General features: G+C 63.9%; 19 protein-coding genes. 13 read left to right on the top strand and 6 right to left on the bottom strand.

Annotation, left to right across the window (positions count from 1 at the left end; genetic code table 11):
- Positions 1 to 13: 13 nt before the first annotated feature.
- Together HNQ39_RS01560 and uvrA are read left to right on the top strand one after the other, a co-directional pair.
- Positions 14 to 922, top strand: coding sequence for a nucleotidyltransferase family protein (locus HNQ39_RS01560; RefSeq protein ID WP_184192193.1), 909 nt, complete (start codon positions 14 to 16; stop codon positions 920 to 922).
- Between the two features lie 3 nt (positions 923 to 925).
- Positions 926 to 3,928: an excinuclease ABC subunit UvrA gene (gene uvrA, locus HNQ39_RS01555; protein ID WP_184192192.1), complete on the top strand. Its 3,003-nt coding sequence runs from the start codon at positions 926 to 928 to the stop codon at positions 3,926 to 3,928.
- 19 nt (positions 3,929 to 3,947) lie between these two features.
- Here uvrA and HNQ39_RS01550 read toward each other — a convergent pair whose 3' ends face one another.
- On the bottom strand, positions 3,948 to 4,598 hold the full coding sequence (locus tag HNQ39_RS01550; protein WP_184192191.1) for a J domain-containing protein: 651 nt from the start codon (positions 4,596 to 4,598) through the stop codon (positions 3,948 to 3,950).
- A 53-nt stretch (positions 4,599 to 4,651) separates the two neighbouring features.
- Positions 4,652 to 5,008, bottom strand: coding sequence for a hypothetical protein (locus tag HNQ39_RS01545; RefSeq protein WP_184192190.1), 357 nt, complete (start codon positions 5,006 to 5,008; stop codon positions 4,652 to 4,654).
- Positions 5,009 to 5,083: 75 nt separating this feature from the next.
- Here HNQ39_RS01545 and HNQ39_RS01540 point away from each other — a divergent pair, with 75 nt between their 5' ends.
- Positions 5,084 to 5,581: a hypothetical protein gene (locus tag HNQ39_RS01540; protein ID WP_184192189.1), complete on the top strand. Its 498-nt coding sequence runs from the start codon at positions 5,084 to 5,086 to the stop codon at positions 5,579 to 5,581.
- A gap of 6 nt (positions 5,582 to 5,587) precedes the next feature.
- Here the strand turns inward: HNQ39_RS01540 and HNQ39_RS01535 are convergent, their stop codons facing one another.
- Together HNQ39_RS01535 and HNQ39_RS01530 are read right to left on the bottom strand one after the other, a co-directional pair.
- Entirely contained in the window at positions 5,588 to 6,361 is a 774-nt protein-coding gene (locus tag HNQ39_RS01535) for an ABC transporter permease (protein WP_184192188.1), read from the bottom strand.
- A complete protein-coding gene (locus HNQ39_RS01530; protein WP_184192187.1) occupies positions 6,358 to 7,152 on the bottom strand; it encodes an ABC transporter ATP-binding protein in 795 nt (264 codons plus the stop codon). Before HNQ39_RS01530 ends, HNQ39_RS01535 begins: the two co-directional genes overlap by 4 nt.
- Positions 7,153 to 7,229: 77 nt before the next feature.
- Between HNQ39_RS01530 and HNQ39_RS01525 the strand changes: the two genes are divergently transcribed.
- The 10 genes from HNQ39_RS01525 to HNQ39_RS01480 are packed head-to-tail and all read left to right on the top strand — an operon-like array spanning position 7,230 to position 17,295.
- The gene (locus HNQ39_RS01525) at positions 7,230 to 7,775 is read left to right on the top strand and encodes a hypothetical protein (RefSeq protein WP_184192186.1); all 546 of its coding nucleotides are present in this window, start codon (positions 7,230 to 7,232) and stop codon (positions 7,773 to 7,775) included.
- 7 nt (positions 7,776 to 7,782) lie between these two features.
- Entirely contained in the window at positions 7,783 to 8,925 is a 1,143-nt protein-coding gene (locus HNQ39_RS01520) for an aminotransferase class V-fold PLP-dependent enzyme (protein ID WP_184192185.1), read from the top strand.
- Positions 8,926 to 8,948: 23 nt separating this feature from the next.
- Complete coding sequence (locus tag HNQ39_RS01515) at positions 8,949 to 9,422, top strand: glycine cleavage system H family protein (protein WP_184192184.1); 474 nt, start codon at positions 8,949 to 8,951, stop codon at positions 9,420 to 9,422.
- Positions 9,415 to 10,515 carry a GTP-binding protein gene (locus HNQ39_RS01510; protein WP_221289745.1) on the top strand — a complete coding sequence of 367 codons (1,101 nt, stop codon included), beginning with the start codon at positions 9,415 to 9,417 and terminating at the stop codon, positions 10,513 to 10,515. Before HNQ39_RS01515 ends, HNQ39_RS01510 begins: the two co-directional genes overlap by 8 nt.
- A gap of 14 nt (positions 10,516 to 10,529) precedes the next feature.
- Positions 10,530 to 10,913 carry a hypothetical protein gene (locus tag HNQ39_RS01505; protein WP_184192183.1) on the top strand — a complete coding sequence of 128 codons (384 nt, stop codon included), beginning with the start codon at positions 10,530 to 10,532 and terminating at the stop codon, positions 10,911 to 10,913.
- The gene (locus HNQ39_RS01500; protein ID WP_221289744.1) at positions 10,910 to 11,749 is read left to right on the top strand and encodes a ferredoxin family protein; all 840 of its coding nucleotides are present in this window, start codon (positions 10,910 to 10,912) and stop codon (positions 11,747 to 11,749) included. Before HNQ39_RS01505 ends, HNQ39_RS01500 begins: the two co-directional genes overlap by 4 nt.
- Positions 11,746 to 12,936 (top strand): radical SAM protein, encoded by a 1,191-nt coding sequence (locus HNQ39_RS01495; RefSeq protein WP_184192182.1) that lies wholly within the window; start codon positions 11,746 to 11,748, stop codon positions 12,934 to 12,936. The genes HNQ39_RS01500 and HNQ39_RS01495 overlap by 4 nt, the downstream gene beginning before the upstream one ends.
- 21 nt (positions 12,937 to 12,957) lie before the next feature.
- Positions 12,958 to 14,676 carry a polyprenyl synthetase family protein gene (locus HNQ39_RS01490; protein ID WP_184192181.1) on the top strand — a complete coding sequence of 573 codons (1,719 nt, stop codon included), beginning with the start codon at positions 12,958 to 12,960 and terminating at the stop codon, positions 14,674 to 14,676.
- A complete protein-coding gene (locus HNQ39_RS01485; RefSeq protein WP_184192180.1) occupies positions 14,618 to 15,502 on the top strand; it encodes a prenyltransferase/squalene oxidase repeat-containing protein in 885 nt (294 codons plus the stop codon). Before HNQ39_RS01490 ends, HNQ39_RS01485 begins: the two co-directional genes overlap by 59 nt.
- Positions 15,499 to 17,295 (top strand): prenyltransferase/squalene oxidase repeat-containing protein, encoded by a 1,797-nt coding sequence (locus HNQ39_RS01480; protein WP_184192179.1) that lies wholly within the window; start codon positions 15,499 to 15,501, stop codon positions 17,293 to 17,295. Before HNQ39_RS01485 ends, HNQ39_RS01480 begins: the two co-directional genes overlap by 4 nt.
- Here HNQ39_RS01480 and HNQ39_RS01475 read toward each other — a convergent pair.
- Complete coding sequence (locus HNQ39_RS01475; RefSeq protein WP_184192178.1) at positions 17,290 to 18,444, bottom strand: aminotransferase class I/II-fold pyridoxal phosphate-dependent enzyme; 1,155 nt, start codon at positions 18,442 to 18,444, stop codon at positions 17,290 to 17,292. The two genes, HNQ39_RS01480 and HNQ39_RS01475, sit on opposite strands and share 6 nt — an antisense overlap.
- Positions 18,441 to 18,923, bottom strand: coding sequence for an Lrp/AsnC family transcriptional regulator (locus HNQ39_RS01470; RefSeq protein WP_184192177.1), 483 nt, complete (start codon positions 18,921 to 18,923; stop codon positions 18,441 to 18,443). Before HNQ39_RS01470 ends, HNQ39_RS01475 begins: the two co-directional genes overlap by 4 nt.
- Positions 18,924 to 19,059: the final 136 nt, after the last annotated feature.

The raw sequence follows: 19,059 nt of genomic DNA, 5'->3' as shown, positions 1-19,059 counted from the left end.
TAAACTTATGTTCATGACCACGCGTGAACGCTACGAGGCGGCGATTGCCTCGCTCACGGAGAAGCTACAAAAAGATCGAACCGTGCTGGCAGCCGTGCTCTTTGGGTCGCTGGCCTACGACGATATCTGGGAGAAGTCGGATATCGACCTGATTATCATTGGCGAAGAGTCGGTCAAGGGGGGGAGCTTTACGCTCCTAGAGGAAGACATCTCGGTCCATGCGATCCTGCTCACCCGCTCCGCATTTCGCAAGCAGCTCGACAGCGCCCTAGTCGGCTCGTTTTGGTCATCAGTGCAGCTCCGAAGCCGCCTGCTCTTTACCAAGGACGACTCCCTGCCGCTGCTCTGGGAGAATGTGGCGACTCTCGGGGAGCGGGACCGGCAGGCGCAGCTCCTGCGGGCGGGAAATGCCTGCCTGCCCGTGCTCACCAAGGCGGAGAAGTGGCATAAAATCAAGCGTGACTTCCACTACGCCGCCGTCTATCTGCTCCTAGCCTCCCGGGAGCTCGCCCAAGTGGAGGTGATCGCCGCCGGGCAGAACCCTGGCCGAGAGGTCATCCACCAAGCCCTGAAGCTCAACCCGAAATTCTTTACGCGCCTCTACACCGATGTTTTAGAGGGGCCCAAGACCGACGAAGCAATCGGGGAGGCTCTCGCCCTCTGCGATACCTACCTCACCGAGCGCATCCCCCTCTGCTTCGCGCCGCTCTTGGACTGGTTCGAAGGTGCCGACGGCCCCCGCTCGGTCCGCGAGCTGGAGAGCCACTTCAAGCACCACTGGCACGCCGAGCACCTCGATTTAGCCTGCGACTGGCTCGTCGACAAGGGAATCCTAGACCGGGTCGGTGTCCCGCTGCGCCTCACCAAAGACAGCCGGGTCACGGTGGACGAGGCAGGCTATGTCTTTGTGGGAGGGCTTTAAAATATGCGAGAGACGATTCTGATTCGGGGGGCGCGGGAGAACAATCTCAAGAATGTCACGGTGGAGATTCCGCGCGACAAATTGATCGTGCTGACCGGGCTGAGCGGCTCGGGGAAGTCGTCGCTGGCCTTTGACACGCTCTATGCCGAGGCGCAGCGGCGCTTTATGGAGTCGCTCTCGGCGTGGACGCGGCGGTTTGTGCAGCAGCAGAGTCGGCCTAAAGTCGATGCGATCCTGGGGCTCTCGCCCGTGATCTCCATCGAGCAGAAGACCATCACCAAGAACCCGCGCTCGACCGTCGGGACCATGACCGATGTGGGCGACTACCTGCGCCTGCTCTACGCCACCAGCGGCGAGGCGCACTGCCTGCGCTGCGATGCCCCCATTCCCACGGTCAGCCTCAACCAGCTCGCCGAGCACCTGCTCGCGCTCCCTGAGGGCACAGCGGTCGAGCTGTGTGCGCCAGTTGCCAAGGTCTACGGCGAGGAGTGGAGCTATCTCTTCACCGAGCTTCGCACCAAGGGCTGCCGCCGCGTTCGGGTCAATGGCGAGCTACGCGACCTCGCGGATGAGCTGGCGCTGGAGGAAGAGGACCTCTCCGTGAGTGACCTCTCCCCTAGCCCCTCTCCCGGGCGCTCATTCTTCGCTGGGAAAGGGGAACCAGATTCTGACTCCCCCTTCCCCAGTGAGGTACGAACGCCCGGGGGAGGGGGCAGGGGGGAGAGGTTGCGCGCCTACCAAGTCGAGGCGGTGGTGGACCGGGTGCTGGTCAAGCGCTCCCAGGCCAAGCAGCTCCTTGTCGCGCTGACCGATGCCGCCAAGCTGGGGGAGGGCTTTGTGCGCTGCCGCTTCGACGACGAAAAAACCGAGGCGCGGTTCTATGTGGGCTTTGGCTGCCCGGAGCACCGGCTGACCTTTGTGGAGCGCGAGGGCTGGTACTTCTCCTTCAACGAGCCTGAGAGCGCGTGCCTGACCTGCTCGGGGCTGGGGACGTACCTGCGCGTGCACACCGGCCTGCTCGTCCCGGACCCGTCGCGCTCTATCTTGGGCGGCGCGTTTGTCAAAGAGGCGTTCAATGTCGATAAGAACACCAACAACGGGCGCATTATCTGGGGGCTCGCGGCGCACTATGGCTTCTCACTGGAGACGCCCTTTGCGGAGCTGCCCGAGGCAATAAAAGACATTCTCTTCTGGGGCACCAAGGGCGAGGAGATCACGCTGGTGCTGCCGCCGGGGGGGCGCGACGATCGAAGTGTCGGTCGGAAGCAGAAGTTTGCGGGAGTCGCCACCCAGATCGACCGCTGGTACCGCTGGTATCGGCAGAAGCAGGAGTCCAACGCCAACACCGAGGACTGGCTGCGAAAGGTCATGGTCGAGACTACCTGCCCGGACTGCCAGGGGGTCCGCCTGCGCCGCTCACGCACCCGGATTCGGTTTGGCGGGACGGATATCCACACGCTCAGCAACCTCACCCTCGCCGATGCCGCGGCGTTTCTGCGGGCGCTCCCCTCGCCCGCGCGTAGCCCCGAGGCGGCGCGGCAGATCCTCCAGGCGATCCTCTCACAGCTCGAGCTCCTGTGCGATATCGGGCTGGATTATTTGTCGCTCTCACGGCGCTCGGGGACGCTCTCCGGCGGGGAGTCGCAGCGGATTCGGCTCTCGGCGCAGATCGCCAGTGAGCTGATGGGAATGCTCTATGTCCTGGACGAGCCGAGCATTGGCCTGCACCCGAAAGACAACGAGAAGCTGATCGCGACCCTGCGGCGGCTGCGCGATATCGGCAACACCGTGATCGTGGTCGAGCACGACACCGACACCATCCGCGCCGCCGACCATATCTTAGAGATCGGGCCGGGGCCGGGGATTCACGGCGGCGAGGTGGTCGCCAGTGGCACGGTCGCCGAGCTCTGCGCCAGCCCAGACTCGCTCACGGGGGCGTTCCTCTCCGGGCGGCGCGAGATCGCGCTGCCCAAAGTACGCCGCGCTATCGGGGACGATGCGCTGGTGCTGACCGGGGCGCGGGAGAACAACCTCAAGAACCTCACCGTGCGCTTCCCCTTGGGCGTCTTTATCGCGGTCACCGGGGCATCGGGCTCGGGCAAGTCCACCCTGGTCAACGATATCCTCCACAAGCAGCTCTACAATAAAAAGTACGACTCGCGCGTCCTCGCCGGGGCGCACGACTCGCTGGAGGGGATCGAGAAGATCGGGGATGTGATCGAGATCGACCAGTCGCCCATTGGCCGCTCGCCGCGCTCCAACCCCGCGACCTACGTGGGCTTCTACGACGATATCCGCCAGCTCTTCGCATCGGTGCCGCTCTCGGTGGAGCGCGGCTACAGCGCCTCGCGCTTTAGCTTCAATGTCAAGGGCGGGCGCTGCGAGGAGTGCGGCGGCGAGGGGACGATCACCACCAAGCTGAACTTCATGCCCGATGTGGAGGCGCCCTGTCACGCCTGCAAGGGCAGCCGCTACAACGCCGAGACACTGGAAGTCTTGTACAACGGCAAGTCCATCGCCGATGTGCTGGCAATGAGTATCGAGGACGGCGCGGCGTTCTTCACGGAGCACAAGAAGATCGCCCACAAGCTACGGGTTCTCGCCGACCTGGGCCTGGGCTACCTCACACTGGGCCACCCCGCTCCCATCCTCTCCGGCGGCGAGGCACAGCGTGTCAAGCTCGCCACCGAGCTGGCCAAGATCAAGCGTGGTGCCAAGAACCTCTACATCCTCGACGAGCCCACCACCGGCCTGCACCTCGCCGATATCCAGCGGCTTTTAGACTGCCTCAATCGCTTAGTGGATGCCGGCAACACCGTCTTGGTGATCGAGCACCACCTCGACATCATCAAGTGCGCCGACTGGGTCCTCGACCTCGGCCCCGATGGCGGCAAGAACGGCGGGACGATGGTGGTCGAAGGGACGCCAGAAACCGTCGCCGCCTGCCCCGAGTCCCACACCGGGCGATTTTTGAAAGCCCTCCTCCCCCCTTCCCTCTCCTCCTGATAACGGGAGGAGAGGGAGATCACCCCAAAGACTTTGGAAAGTTATGCCCTGTACCGATCAGTAAGAAGTGGGCATTTACAAGAGTCTCTTGGTTTTGGTTGACACTGACAACAACGTCGCGCAGTACCGTGTGTGCCGTCAGTAAATCGTCCAGCCCACGGAGCAACATATTCTGCGCCTCAGTCCAAACCAGAACAACCAGCCCAGAGCGCTCGTGTAGCGAGTCCGTCAGGACATCGCGCAACATCTCCCAGCTGGTGCTAGGGTCGCGGTAGTTTCCCATATTTGGCCAGTCTTGGTAGGCGCGGAGCTTAAATGCGGTTCGATCAAAGACATCGCTGCCATCGAGAAGATACACCTCTCCTTGCCAGTACTGGACATGTCGCTGCACGATCGAGAGCTTTGATTGATGGAGGCAGTAGCGATTATGAAGTGGGGCAAAGGCCTGTTGAATATGGTACCGTTGGCGCTTCTCAGGGTCAGTGAGAGTGGCGCGGGCTTTTAAGAGCAGATCGAATGCCGCACGGTTCTCTGGCGAGGGATAGAGATCAGGATGCACTTCGCGCAAGCGCTCCCACAGACACGCTGTGATCTCTTCTTGCGTGGCGGCGGGCAAGAGACCAAGGAGTGCGTAGTAGTCGGGCTCGGGAACAGGCAAGAGAGCTGGCATGATAGCCAAGTTTACCTTTTGTCTCAGGCGATAAAGTCGAGGTTATCGTCTTCCTACTTAAGAGAGGCACGCTGGCTACGGAGCCACAATCCCGACAGAACGAGCAAAAACAACCAGCCCCCAAGATAAACGGCTGCAAAACTGTCTTTGCCAGAGCCTTGCCACATCGCTGTGGTCGCGGCGAGCAGAAGTGCAAATCCGGCCCACTTGAAGCGCAAACGAATCCAGGAAATCTTGAGAAGCGCCAGCACAACCAAGACAAACAGCATATCAAAGAGCAGAAGCGATACTCCCCCTAAATCCCGGAACTGCCACCGATCCGTAGGTGGCGTGACTCGAACGAGAAGCCAGAGGTGAGGTATTGGGAAAAGCAATAACAGAAACGGGAGACCTGCAACAAAACGACGCATGTCCCCTATTGTAGAGCAATTCCTATTTGAGGAAGGCCGTTTTTCAATTGTCTACGCCAGGGCGATAGAGAGAACATGGCTTGGAAAGTTGTGGAGCGGCGGATTGGGAAGGCAGGAGCGGTCAAGCGGCGTGAGGCGCGACAGCGAGAGTGGGACCGGCAGTACGGCGAGTCGGGGTGGGAGGTCGGCTACGTGCTGGAGGGAGAGTTTGTCCCGCAAGAGCAAGCACTGGAGCAGGTGTACCAGGCGAGCTACGAGGCGCACTTTGACCAGCACCCGCGCGATCTGACAGAGCTGATTCAGACCGCCAAGGTGCTCCGTAACCCACACGCGGAGGCAACCACCGCTGTGGACCTGCAAGTCCCTGCGATCTTGGAGTCGCTCCAGCGGCGTGGGCTGACGCTCCAAGGAACCGAGGTCGTGGACATTGGCTCGTGGAACGGGGAGTCGTCGCACGCTCTGAGTATCCGTCTCAGCCCGCTCCAGGTGCGCTGTGTCATCGAGCCCAAGCTGACACTGGAGCAGTTCTGGCAGGAGCGCAAGTGCCTCGCCGTCTGGGACGAGTACGAATGAGCTTCCCTACTTGAGGGCCTTGCGGAACGAAGCAACCGCCGCTGACACGAGGAGGACAAAGAGCACCGCCGCGACCACGAAACCCTTCCCAATCGCCGGATCGCTCCAGCCGGAGAGCACCAGTGCGCGGACGCCCTCAATGATGTAGGTCACCGGGTTGTAGCTAGCGATTAGCGCAAAGGTCTTGGGGAGGAGCTCCTTGGGTGCCTGCGAGGTCGTGACATAGAGAAACGGAAAGACCAGCGTGAACATGCTCTGCACCAGCCGCGCGTTCTGGGTCCGTAGCGCCGCGATCATCCCGATACAGCTCCAGGCCATCGCAAAGAGAACCAGCATCGCAAAGATCGCCAGGACGCCCAGAAACCCGGTCTTGACATGCACCCCTACCAGGAGCAAGAGCACCAAGACGATGCTTCCCTGCAGCACGGACTGCACCGCCACCTCGCTGAGCTTTCCCAAGATGATCGCCAGCCGGTGGATGGGCATGATGATGAGCTTCTTGAAGTAGCCACTGGTGATGTCCTGCACCAGCTCGATCCCCGCATTGCCCGCCGAGAAGAAGATCGCCGTGAAGATGGCGGTTGGGGCGATGAAGTCTTTGTAGGAGATGCCCTTGGGAAAGCCTGGCGCGTTGGCGAAGGCCTGCAGCGAGGTTGCGTTGACCGCAAAGAAGAAGATCGGGATAAACAGCGAGGGAATCAGCGCCAGCACGGGGCGCCAGATCTGCTTGATATTGCGGATCGAGAGGTAGTACCAGTCCGAGAGGAAGTGTTGCATCATGATTTTCGGTTCCGCGCGTAGGGGTCGCTGGCGTTGAGGTTCGCCTCCTCGTTGCCCAGGTTGCTCCCTGTGGTCGAGAGAAAGACCTGCTCCAGGGTCTTGGCGCTGTGTTTTTCCAGCAGCTCCGGCACCGTCCCCTCCGTGACAATCTTGCCGGCGTCCATGATGCAGATACGCTCACAAAGCGCCTCGGCCTCGTCCATGAAGTGTGTCGTCAAGAAGATCGTCATCCCCTCCCGGTTGAGCTCGCGCAGGTGGCTCCAGATCAGCTGGCGCGCGTGGGGATCGAGGCCGGTGGTGGGCTCATCGAGAAACAGCACCGACGGCTTGTGCATGAGCGCGAGCGCCAGATCGAAGCGGCGACGCATCCCGCCGGAGTAGGTCGAGGTGTACCGATCCGCCACTTTCTCCAGCTCCACCAGCTTCAGGAGCCGTGCGATCTGCTCGTCGATCTCCCGCTTGGGCATGTGGTAGAGCCGGCCGTGTAGCTGGAGCATCTCGCGCGCGGTGGCGGTCTCGTCCAGCCCCACCTCCTGCATCGCAAACCCTACCCGCTTGTAGACCTCATCCGGGTTCTCGTCGATCTGGAAACCGTCGATGGTGATCGTCCCGCGGGTCTTCTTCACCAAGTTCACCAGCATGTTCATGGTCGTGGACTTGCCCGCGCCATTGGGGCCCAGAAACCCAAAGAACTCCCCTTTTTTCACGGAGAAGGTCACCCCGTTGACAGCTTTCGTGCCGCTGGGATACTCCTTGTACAGGTCTCGCACATCGATAATCGGGTCGCTCATGCTAGTGAATACACCGTTTGAGCACCACGAATTCCCGCACAGCCCACGTGATCTTTGCGGGTACAATGACGCCAGCCATGACGAGCCTCATTGGACAAACGGAGAGTGGAGCGGAGATGCCGGTCGCGTTTCGCACCCAGCGTCTGCTTGAGGCGATGCTGTTCTTGGTCCTAGGTGCCTCCTGGCTCCTCCTAGGGGTGATCCGCGAGTACGGCATGCAGTACCTGTGGATTTTTCTGATTGTCGCCTTTACGCTCGCCTTCTTCCCCAGACAAGCCCTGCCACCGTCAGCTCCCAACCGAGCGCACCGGGGACTCTTGGCCGCCTCGGTCCTTGGTTTTGCGCTCGTGCTGGTCAACGCGCTCACCAACCACGCCCGCTACGCCGACTGGGGGACGCCGGTTGTGATCTTCCTGCTGGGGCTCTCCTTCTTGGCGAGCTCCAAGGCGCTCTCCTACCGAGCCCACGCCGTCACCGGGGGCTTGCTGATGCTGGGGGCGGTGGTCTATCCGTTTCTCTCGCCGGCGGGGCCGAGCTGCCCGAGTGGGTGCTGGGGAGCGGGGCTGTGCCTCTGGGGCAGCGCCCTCTACGGACAGAGCGCCGCGCGCCGCTGGAGCTCATAGTCCCACCATGGCTATCTACCTGGACTGCGCCGCCACGACCCCACTCGACCCTCGTGTCCAAGAGGAGGTCTTTGCCTTTCTCGCGGTGGAGTTTGGCAATGCGGGCAGCCGCACCCACGCTTACGGCGAGCGGGCACGGAGCGCGGTCGAGCGGGCGCGTAACCAGGTCGCGGCGCTGGTTGGGGCCGCACGGAGCGAGGTGGTCTTCACCAGCGGGGCGACCGAGAGCAACAACCTCGCGATTCTTGGGCTTGCGGAGTACGGCCGACAAACCGGCAAGACACATCTCGTGAGCACCGAGATCGAGCACCCCGCAGTGCTGGAGCCGCTCCGTGCCCTGGAGGCGCGCGGCTTCACCCTCACCCTCGTCCCCCCGGAGCGCTCGGGGCGGGTTGCCGTGGAGAGCGTCCTTGCGGCCGTTCGCGAGAGTACCCTCTTAATCTCCGTGATGCAGCTCAACAACGAGACAGGGATTCGCCAGCCGATCGCGGAGCTCGCCGAGGCGCTTGCGGGACACCCAGCGTACTTCCATGTCGATGCGGCGCAGGGCTACGGCAAGGAGAGCGACGTGCTACGGAGCCCCCGAATCGACTTGATGAGTATCAGCGGGCACAAGCTCTATGCCCCGAAAGGTGTCGGGGCGCTGATCACGCGCCGCCGTGGGCAGGAGCGCGTACCGCTCACGCCGCTGATGTTTGGCGGTGGGCAGGAGCTGGGGCTACGGCCAGGGACCCTCCCCGTGGCGCTGATTGTCGGGCTGGGAAAGGCATCGGAGCTGGCCCTGCAAGAAGAGGCGGAGCGGGCGGCGCAGTGCCAGCGCTTTCGTGAGAGACTCTTGCAGGCACTTCAGCCGCTGGAGCCCATCCTGCACGGCGACCAGGCGCACGCGGCTCCCCAGATCCTCAACCTCTCCTTCCCCGGCCTGCTCGGCGAGGACGTGGTCGAGTGCCTCCGCGAGCAGGTCGCCCTCTCCCACGGCGCCGCGTGCTCGTCGCAGAGCCGCACCTGTAGCCCGGTGCTAACGGCTATGGGACTGCCTGAGGCGCAGCTCGAGGGTGCGGTCCGGCTCTCCTGGTGCCACATGACCCCCGAACCCAACACGGATTCTCTTGTGAGAGCGCTGGAACGCGCACGCAAGGATTATTGTTAGAGAGTCAAGAAAAATAAGGTCCTATGAGTTCAACCGACGAGATACGCTACCGGCGCTCCCGCTTCTCCACCCGCCTTCCCACCGACCGCCTCTACACCCGCTCGCACTTCTGGGTAAAGCACGACGAGGCGCAAGAGAGCTGGCAGGTCGGCTTCACTCAGTTTGCGATCCGGATGCTGGGCGAGTTTGTCGAGATTCGCTTCCAGGTGCAGCCCGGCGAGGCGATCGCGGTTGGGCAGGTGATCGGGGAGATCGAGGGCTTTAAGGCGGTCACGGAGATCTATAGCGTGATCGCGGGGACCTTTCAGGGAGTGAACCCGGACTTAGAGACCGACATCACCCTCGCCGACACCGATCCCTACCAGCGCGGCTGGCTCTACCGCGCCGCCGGAACCCCCGAGGCGGAGGCGGTCGTGGGCGAGGGCTATGTCGATGTTTTAGATGCCACGATTGCCAAGATGACCGATAAGCAAGCTCAGGGAGAGAGCGATGGCTAAGGCGCGCTACATCATGATCGGCGGCTTCCTCGGGGCGGGCAAGACCACGGCGATCCTGCGCCTCGCGGAGCTACTGACCGCGCAAGGGCTGAAAGTGGGGCTCATCACCAACGACCAGAGTGTCGGGCTGGTGGACACGACCCTGCTCGGTGCCCATGGATTTCCCGTCGAGGAGATCACCGGCGGGTGCTTCTGCTGCCGCTTCAACTCCCTGGTCACCGCCGCGGAGCGCCTCTCCGAAGAGACCCGCCCCGATGTCTTCCTCGCCGAGCCCGTGGGAAGCTGCACCGACCTCAAGGCGACCGTGGACTATCCCCTGCGGCGGCTCTACGGCGACAACTTTGCGATCGCTCCGTTTAGTGTCCTGATCGACCCCGCCCGCGCCCTGCGGATCCTGGGGCTGGAGACCGGCGCGTCGTTCTCCCCAAAAGTGGTCTACATCTACGAGAAGCAGCTCGAAGAGGCCGATGTGATCGTCATCAACAAGATCGATACCCTCATCCCGGAGCGGCTGGAGCGGCTGGAGCAGGCACTGACGGCGCGCTTCCCCAAGGCCCAGCTGGTGCGTACGTCGGCCCGTGAGGGAGTCGGGCTAGAGCCCTGGCTGGAGCGGCTTTCCCACGAGCAGGCGCAGACCGGCACCGCGATGGAGGTGGACTACGACCGCTACGCCGACGGCGAGGCGCTCCTGGGGTGGCTCAACGCGACCCTCCAGCTCTCCGCCGACGAGCCCTTCGACGGCAACGTGCTCCTGACGAGCCTCACGCAAGACATCCAGGCCCGCCTCCAGGCCGCGGGGGTCGAGATCGCGCACCTCAAGCTGACCCTGACCCCGCTCGACTACGGCACCGACCTGGGCGTGATCAATGCGGTCCGCAACGATCTCTTGCCGGAGCTCTCCCACACGCTCCAGGAGCCGCTGGAGCTCGGCGAGCTGATCCTCAACCTGCGCGCCGAGGCACCGCCGGAGCAATTAAAGGCGCTCGTGCTGGCCGCCCTGCCCGCGCTGCCTGTCGAGATCGAGATCGAGCACCTGGAGAGCTTTCAGCCCGGGCGACCGGAGCCCACACATCGCCTCACCGAGGCAACTTAGGTATACTGACGAAAATGTCCCAAGTGCCACGCGTTCTCTACTGCCACTGTGCCTACGCTCGGGTAGTCCCCGAAGATGTCAAAGAGGCGGTCCTAGAGGGCCTAACTGCATCCGAGCTGGCCTTCGACACGGTCGCGGATCTCTGTGAGCTGGCCGCCAAGGGTGACCCCGCGCTCAAGCAACTGGCGCAGGCCCCCTGCCTGAAGATCGCCGCCTGCTACCCACGCGCGGTCAAGTGGCTCTTCTCCGCGGCAGAGGCACCGCTCGCCACCGAGGGAGTCGAGTTTATCAACCTGCGGGTCCTCAACGCCGAGACCGCACTAGAGCGCCTGCTCGCACCGGAGCTCACGACCGTAATCGAGGCCGAGTCCACAGCGATTCTAGAGGAGACAGCATGATCCAAAACGCCGCCCCCGCTCTTCGTATTGTGCTCTATGAAGGTGTCGGAAGCCAGCCCTTGGCCGCCCCGGAGCGCCTGGAGCTCTTCCGCGCCCTGCTGAAAAAAGGCTACCAGGTCACCCGCGCCCTCAAAGACGGCGGGGTCAGCGCGATCCAAGAGGGGCTCCTGCTGGTCCTCGGTCGCTTCACCGAAACACGCCCCGAGCTCGCCGAGAGCCACGACGGCAAGGTCACGGTGCACGTCCGCGAGCTGGGCGAGCGCTCGCCGCAAGACGTAGTCGCGCTGGTGGAGGAGGTGGTCGGGGAGCTGGAGGCGAAGGCCCCCGGCGGCTGGAAGCCCTGGTTCCCCGTGATCGACTACGACCGCTGCACCAACTGCATGCAGTGCCTGAGCTTCTGCCTCTTCGATGTCTACGGCGTGGAAAATAAGAAGCTCAAGGTCCTCAACCAGAACAACTGCAAGACCGACTGCCCCGCCTGCTCCCGTGTCTGCCCCGAGGTGGCGATCCTCTTCCCCAAGTACAAACAAGGCCCCATCAACGGCGACAAGATCGACCCGGAGGACCTGCGGCGTGAGGCGATGAAGGTCGATATCTCGGCGCTCTTGGGCGGCGATATCTATGCCGCACTCCGGGACCGCAGCGATAAGGCCAAGTCCCGCTTCTCGAAAGAGCGCGACGAAGACCGGGCCCTCAAAGAGCGGCAGTTCTGCCTGACCAAGCTCCAGAAGCAGCTGGACATCCCCGACGAAGTCCTGGCATCGCTACCGACCATGGAGCAGATTCAGGCCAAGGCCGCCCGTGCGCTCGGCTCCAGTGAGGAGCCCGCCTCATGATGCTCCAGTACATGCACCGCATGCTGACCGAGACCGACCCCAAGGGGCTCTGGAAGATCAGCTACAACTGTGCCTACAAGGGGATTCGCTCGGTGAATCTCTACAAGAAGCGGCTCAAGCAAGGCATCCACTTCCCGCCGTTTCTATTTATTTCGATCATCAATAGCTGCCAGCTCAAGTGCCAGGGTTGCTGGGTGGATGTCAAGTCGCCGCGCAAGATGATCTCGCTCGAGGACATGAACCGCATCATCAACGATGCGAAGAAGCACGGCAATAGCCTCTTTGGGCTGCTCGGGGGGGAGCCGTTTCTCCATCCGCAGATCCTACAGATCCTTGCGGCGCACCCGGACTGCTACTTCCAGATCTTCACCAACGGGCAGTTCATCACCGACGAAGTCGCGCGGGAGCTGCGGCGGCTGGGCAACGCGACCGTCTTGATCAGTATCGAGGGCTCCGAGATTGTCAGCGACACGCGACGCGGGCAACTCAAGGTGCTCAACAAGACGATGGAAGGACTCCAGAACGCGGTCAAGCACAAGCTCGTTGTCGGGGTGGCGACCAGTGTCTGCCAGAGCAACTACGAGCTGGTGAGCGAGGAGTGGCTCAAGAAGCTCATCAAGATGGGGGTGCACTACGCCTGGTTCCACACCTACCGCGTGGTCGGCCCCGATCCCAATCCCCAGCTCGCCCTGAGCCCGGAGCAGGTTCTCAATGTGCGGCGCTTTATTGTTCAGATGCGCAAGAAGCTCCCGATCGCCATTATCGATGCCTACTGGGACGACAACGGGGAGGCGCTCTGCCCCATGGCGACCGGAGTCAGCCACCATATCGGCCCCGGCGGCGATATCGAGCCCTGCCCGATCATCCAGTTCGCCAAGGAGAATATCTCCGACCCACGCGGTATCTACGAGGCACTGACCCAGTCGGAGTTTATGAAGGACTTCCGCGAGACCGCCGCCAAGACCACCCGCGGCTGCATTGTCCTAGAGCGCCCCGACCTGGTCAAGAAGCTCGCGCTCCAGCACGGTGCCTACGACACCACGCAGCGCCAGACCGCACTGGCGGAGCTCGATGCGCTCGAGTCGCGCTCCAGCCAGCACAACCCCGGCAACGAGATCCCCGAAGACCACTGGGTCTACCGATTTGCGAAGAAGCACTGGTTCTTTGGCTTCAATGCCTACAGCTAGCCCCGAAAGACACGAAGACAAATGGCAATACCCCTGACAATCCTCCCGCGTCCCGTGCCCCAGCGCCCCGAGCGCCAGCCACAGGCAAATATCCCCCAGACCCGCCCCGAGCGCGAGCTGATCCGCCAGCAGACCATCGACTATGTCGAGCGTGTCGCCCCCACCCCGCCCCTCTCCCAGGCGGAGCTACGCACCCACGCGGAGACCTTCGCCGACCAGTACGGCTGGGACCGGCGCTATGTGGACTATATCGGGGTGCTGATCAACAACGAGACCTGGCGCGAGACCCTCGCCACCATCCCCTTTGAGCGCCGCCTGCTGCTCTTGCCCAAGTGCCTCCGGGTCGAGGACCGCTGCCCCGCCCCATTTGACGAGTTCGGGCTACTCTGCAAGCGCTGTGGCCTCTGCTCGATCGAGGAGCTCCAGGACGAGGCCGAGCGCCTGGGCTACGCCGTGCTGGTCGCGGAGGGCTCCGCGATCGTGATGGCGATCATCCAGACCGGAAAGATCGATGCGATCGTGGGGGTGAGCTGCCTGAATGTGCTGGAGCGCGCCTTCCCCTACATGGAGGCCGCCGCGGTCCCCGGTGTGGCGATTCCACTGCTCCAAGACGACTGCAAGGACACGACAATCGACCTGGAGTGGGTCTGGGAGGTGATCCACCACACCAGCGAGGACAAGACCCGCCGCCTCAACCTGGATACCCTGCGCCAGGAGGTCGAGAGCTGGTTCACCCCCGAGTCGCTCGAAGCCATCCTAGGGCCATCAGAAGGTGCCACCGACGACATGGCACGCACCTGGCTGGCCGGAGCCGGCAAGCGCTGGCGCCCGTTCCTGACCGCCTGTGTCTACAAAGCCCTCCAGTCCGACTCCGAAGCCCCCCTCCCCGATGGCCTGCGCAAGATCGCGGTCGCGGTGGAGTGCTTCCACAAGGCATCGCTCATTCACGACGATATCGAGGACGCCGATGCGCAGCGCTACGGGGAGAAGACCCTCCACGAGCAGTTTGGCGTGCCGATCGCGCTGAACCTGGGGGACCTTCTGCTGGGTGAGGGCTACCGCCTGCTCGCCGAGAGCGATGCCGCCCCCGCTGCACGCGCCCGCCTGCTCAAGATCGCCGCGCAGGGCCACCGCACCCTCTGTCTCGGGCAGGGCGCGGAGCTGGCATGGATGCGCAACCCCGAGACCCTCACCCCGCTCCAAGTGGCCAATATCTTCCGCCAGAAGACCTCGCCCGCCTTCGAGGTCGCGCTCCAGCTGGGCGCCGCCTACGCCGAGGCCGACGATGCCATCCACGAGGTGCTCGCCAACTACAGCCTCGCCCTGGGAATCGCCTACCAGATCCAAGATGACCTCCATGATCTAGCGAGCGAGTCCGAGCCCAGCGACCTCTCCGCCCTGCGACCGTCGATGCCCCTCGCCATCGCCCGCGAGCGCGCCAAGGCCCCGGAGGTCAAGGCACTTTTAGAGGCCGCCTGGAAGCGCGACTCTCGCCTAGACACCGCCGCCCTCGCCCGCCAGATCACGGAGCTAGGCGCGGACACACGAAGCCGCGATCTCATGGAGTCCTACAAGGATGAGGCGATTCGCTCCCTCGTCGAGCTGGAGAACGCAAGCCTTAAGGGCCTGCTGCGCCGCGTGATCGGCAAGCTATTTCAGGTGGAAGTAAAGGGCTGGTGCAGTGAGTTTGAGGCTCGAAATGCTCCAGGTGGCGCGCCTAGCGCCCCGCCTGCTGGGTGAGGCAACAGAGCTTGTCGGGGGGTTTCTGACCCAGCAGCAGCACCCCGACGGCGGCTTTCAAGACCGCGGCGGCGCGAGCGATCTCTACTACACAGTCTTCGGGGTCGAGGGCCTCGCGGCGCTTCAGCGGGAGCTCCCGACGGAGTCTCTGCACGCCTACCTCCAGCGTATCGGCGACGGCGAGGCGCTGGACTTTGTCCACCTGACGTGCCTCGCCCGCGCGTGGGCGAACCTGCCAAAGCCCCTCCAAGCACAAACGCCCACCGACGCGATCCTCACGCGGCTCGAAGCGTGCCGGAGCGCCGACGGTGGCTACCACATGCGGCCCGGTCAGGACTGCGGGACGCTCTACTGTAGCTTCCTCGCCTGGGGAGCCTACCAGGACCTCGGTGTCCCCCTCCCCAACCCCGAGGCGATGGCGGGCTGTATCCACTCGCTCCGGGCACGCGACGGTGGCTACGCCAATGAGGCGAACTTTCCCCTGGGACTGACGCCGTCAACGGCGGCGGCAGCGACCCTGATCCGCCAGCTAGGCCTGCCCCACCCGCCCGAGCTCCCCGAGTGGCTGCTGGAGCGTGCCTGCGCCGAGGGTGGCTTCTGCGCCACGCCGGTTGCCCCCCTCCCCGACCTGCTCTCCACCGCGACGGCTCTCCACGCGCTCGCGGGGATGCAAGTGCCCCTGGAGACGCTCAAAGAGCCGTGTCTGGACTTTCTCGACACGCTCTGGACCAGCCGGGGTGCCTTCTTCGGGAGCTGGACCGACGATCTCCCGGACTGTGAGTACACCTACTACGGCCTACTCTCGCTGGGGCACCTGAGCGTATGAGCGCGCCCACCGCTCAGGAGCTGCTCCTCGCGGAGCGCAACGACACCGGCCACTGGATAGGGTGCCTCTCCAGTAGCGCCCTCTCCACGGCAACATCGAGCTTCACGCTGGCGCTCTATCTCAAGCACCACCCCACGCTCCCGAGCGCAGAGCGGGAAAAGCTCGCGCCCTTGGTCGACAGCGGCGCGCGCTGGCTGACCGAGACACAAAACCCCGATGGCGGCTGGGGCGACACGACCCGCAGCCCCAGCAATATCAGCACGACCACCCTCTGCTGGGCCGCACTCTCGTTCTTCCAGCCCGAGGCAAGCCCCGTAATCACCGCCGCAGAAGCCTGGCTGAAAAACGCGGCGGGCGCCCTCACCCCCGAGCACCTCGCGGCCACGATTGCGGCGCGCTACGGCAAAGACCGGACGTTTTCGGTGCCGATCTTGACCATGTGCGCTCTGGCAGGCCGGCTTGGCGACGGCGAAGCGGCCTGGCGCGTGATCCCTCGCCTGCCCTTCGAGCTGGCCGCACTGCCACACACCTGGTTCCAGTGGCTCCAGCTCCCGGTTGTCAGCTACGCCCTCCCGGCGCTGATCGCAATCGGGCAGGTCGGCCACCACCTCCACCCGACTGGCAACCCCATCCTACGTGCCCTGCGCGAGCGGGCCCGCCCCAAGACCCTTGCCCTCCTGCAAGCCATCCAGCCCGAGGGCGGGGGTTTTCTCGAAGCGGCCCCCCTCACCAGCTTCGTGACGATGAGCCTCATTGCCTCGGGCAAGCGCGACTCCCCGGTGGTTGCCGCCGGGCTTGATTTCCTCGTGCGCTCCGCCCGCCCGGATGGGAGCTGGCCCATCGACACAAACCTTGCGACCTGGGTGACGACTCTGGCCATCAATGCGCTCTCGGCAAGCGGCCCCCTCCCCCTCACAACCGACGAGAAAGACACGCTCCGCACCTGGCTGCTCAACCAGCAGTACAGAGTGGAGCATCCCTACACCCACGCCGCGCCCGGTGGCTGGGCCTGGACCGACCTGCCCGGCGGGGTGCCCGATGCCGACGATACCGCGGGGGCGCTGATCGCCCTGCACCGGCTTGGCCCGGAGGCTCCTGGTGTGGCCGCTGCCGCGCAGCTCGGGGTCACGTGGCTTCTTGAGCTCCAGAACCGCGACGGCGGGATGCCGACCTTCTGCCGTGGCTGGGGCGCTCTGCCCTTTGACAGAAGCGGCGCCGATCTCACGGCCCACGCCCTCCTCGCCTGGAGCACCTGGCGAGAGCAGGTTCCGACGCCACTCCCGCAGCGTATCGACCAGGCCACCAAGAAGGCACTGGTCTATCTTGCCCGCCAGCAGCGCCCCGATGGCTCCTGGGTCCCGCTCTGGTTTGGCAACCACGCCGCCCCGCACGATGAGAACCCCACCTACGGCACCGCGCGGGTGCTCCTCGCCCTGTACTCCCTCCCGGAGAGCTCGACGCCCGCACAGGGCTGCAGAGAGAGAGGGCTCACCTGGCTCCTCAAGGCACAGAGCCCCAATGGAGGGTGGGGAGGCGACCAGGGAGTCGGACCCTCCCTCGAAGAAACGGGACTTGCCCTGCAAGCCCTCGCGCAAGCACGACGGGCCACGGGGGAATCGAGCGCGCTCGACACGGCACTTGCGCAAGGTCGGGAGTGGGTACGAAAGCACCTGCAGGAAGGCCACCACCACACTCCCGCTCCTATCGGGTTCTACTTTGCCAATCTCTGGTACTTTGAGAGGCTCTATCCCCTTCTCTTCAGCGCTGGAGCGACAGCGGGAACCGAGCTATAACTTGCTGAGGAACCGCCCCATGCGCTCCAGCGCCTCGGTGAGCTTGTTGGTCGCCGTGGCGTAGCAGCAGCGCACGTGGCCAATGCCGCCCTCGCCGAAGACATCGCCAGGGACCACCAAGACGCGCTCCTCTTTTAGCAGGCGCTCGGCGAACTCCTCGGACGAGAGGCCCGTTTTTTCGATGCTCGGGAAGGCATAGAACGCCCCGCCAGGCATGCGGCACTCCAGCCCCAGCTCATTGAGGCCCCTGACGAAAAGACGACGGCGGCGGTCGTAGTCGGCGACCATCTCGGCGGCGTCTTGCTCCGCGTTCTTGAGGGCCTCCAGCGCGGCGATCTGCGCGGTGATCGGGGCGCAGAGCATGGTGTACTGGTGGATCTTCATCATCATCTCGATGATCGGCGCGGGCGCGCAGGCGTAGCCGATCCGCCAGCCGGTCATGGCGTAGGCCTTGGAGAAGCCATTGAGGAGAATGGTCCGGTCTTTTGCGCCAGCAAGCGCGGGCACCGAGACATGCTCCGTGTCGTAGCAAAGCCGGTCGTAGATCTCATCGCTGAGGATGTAGAGATCGTGCTCGACCGCCATGTCCACCACCTTCTGGAGCCCCTCCCGGCTCATCACAGCACCGGTCGGGTTGGTCGGGTACGAGAGCAGGATCGCCTTGGTCTTCTCCGTGATCCGCTCCGCGATCGCCTCCGGGTGGGTGGCAAAGTCCGCGCTGGCCCGGGTGGGGACGGGCACGGGAACGCCGCCGGCAAACGCGACACAGGGGGCGTAGCTAACATAGCACGGCTCAGGGATCAGGACTTCGTCGCCGGGGTTGAGGATCGCGCGAAAGGCCGTGTCCAGCGCCTCCGAGACCCCGACCGTCACCAGCACCTCGGTGCGCGGGTTCCAGCCCGTGCCGTAGCGCTCGATGTGCTTGGCGACGATAGCTTCGCGCAGCTCCAGCAGGCCGTAGTTGCTCGTGTAGGTCGTGCGGCCCTTCTCCAGCGAGTAGATCGCCGCCTCGCGGATGCGCCAGGGAGTGACATAGTCCGGCTCGCCCACGCCCAGCGAGATCACATCGTCGAGCTCCGCCACCAGGTCAAAGAAGCGGCGAATCCCCGATGCCGGGGTGCTTCCGACAATATGCGAGAGGGATTTCATGGAGTCACCGCCAGTCTCTCATCGGTGGGCGTCTCCCCAAAGATATCGCCGTCGTCCTTGTACTTCTTCAGCAGAAAGTGGGTCGCCGTCCCCCGGACACCGTCGATGGTCGCCAGCTTCTCCGCCACGAAATTCGCGACTTCCTGCATCGTCTTGCCCTCAACCACCACTCTTAGATCTTGCGAGCCGGAGACCAGGTAGACACTGTGCACCTCGGGGTAGCGGTAGATTCGCTCCGCAATGCGGTCGTAGCCCGTGCCGCGCTCAGGCTGCGCCGCAACATCGATAAAGGCATAGACCCGGCCCGCGCCCGCCTTCTCCCAGTCGATCCGCGTCCGGTACGAGCGAATCACGCCCGCCTTCTCCGCCGCTGCCACCGTGGCCGCGACCTCCGCCTCGCTCTTGCCCGTCATCGCCGCCAGCTGCGCCGCGCTCAGGCGAGCGTCCTTCTCCAGAATCCGCAACACTTCCAGGTCCATAGGTTCCTCTAAACGAAAAAAGACCGGCTCACTTGCGTGGGCCGGTCTAAAAAGAAGTCTCTCGTTTTAAAGTGCTTCAGACAAAACCCAGCATCACGCCACGGCCACAGCAGCCGGAGCCGCCGCAGCCTGGGTA

The organism is Armatimonas rosea (genome assembly GCF_014202505.1).
Classification (GTDB): Bacteria; Armatimonadota; Armatimonadia; order Armatimonadales; family Armatimonadaceae; genus Armatimonas; species Armatimonas rosea.
Note: the sequence above shows the minus strand (reverse complement) of the source record. Positions and strands in the feature narration are given on the sequence as shown.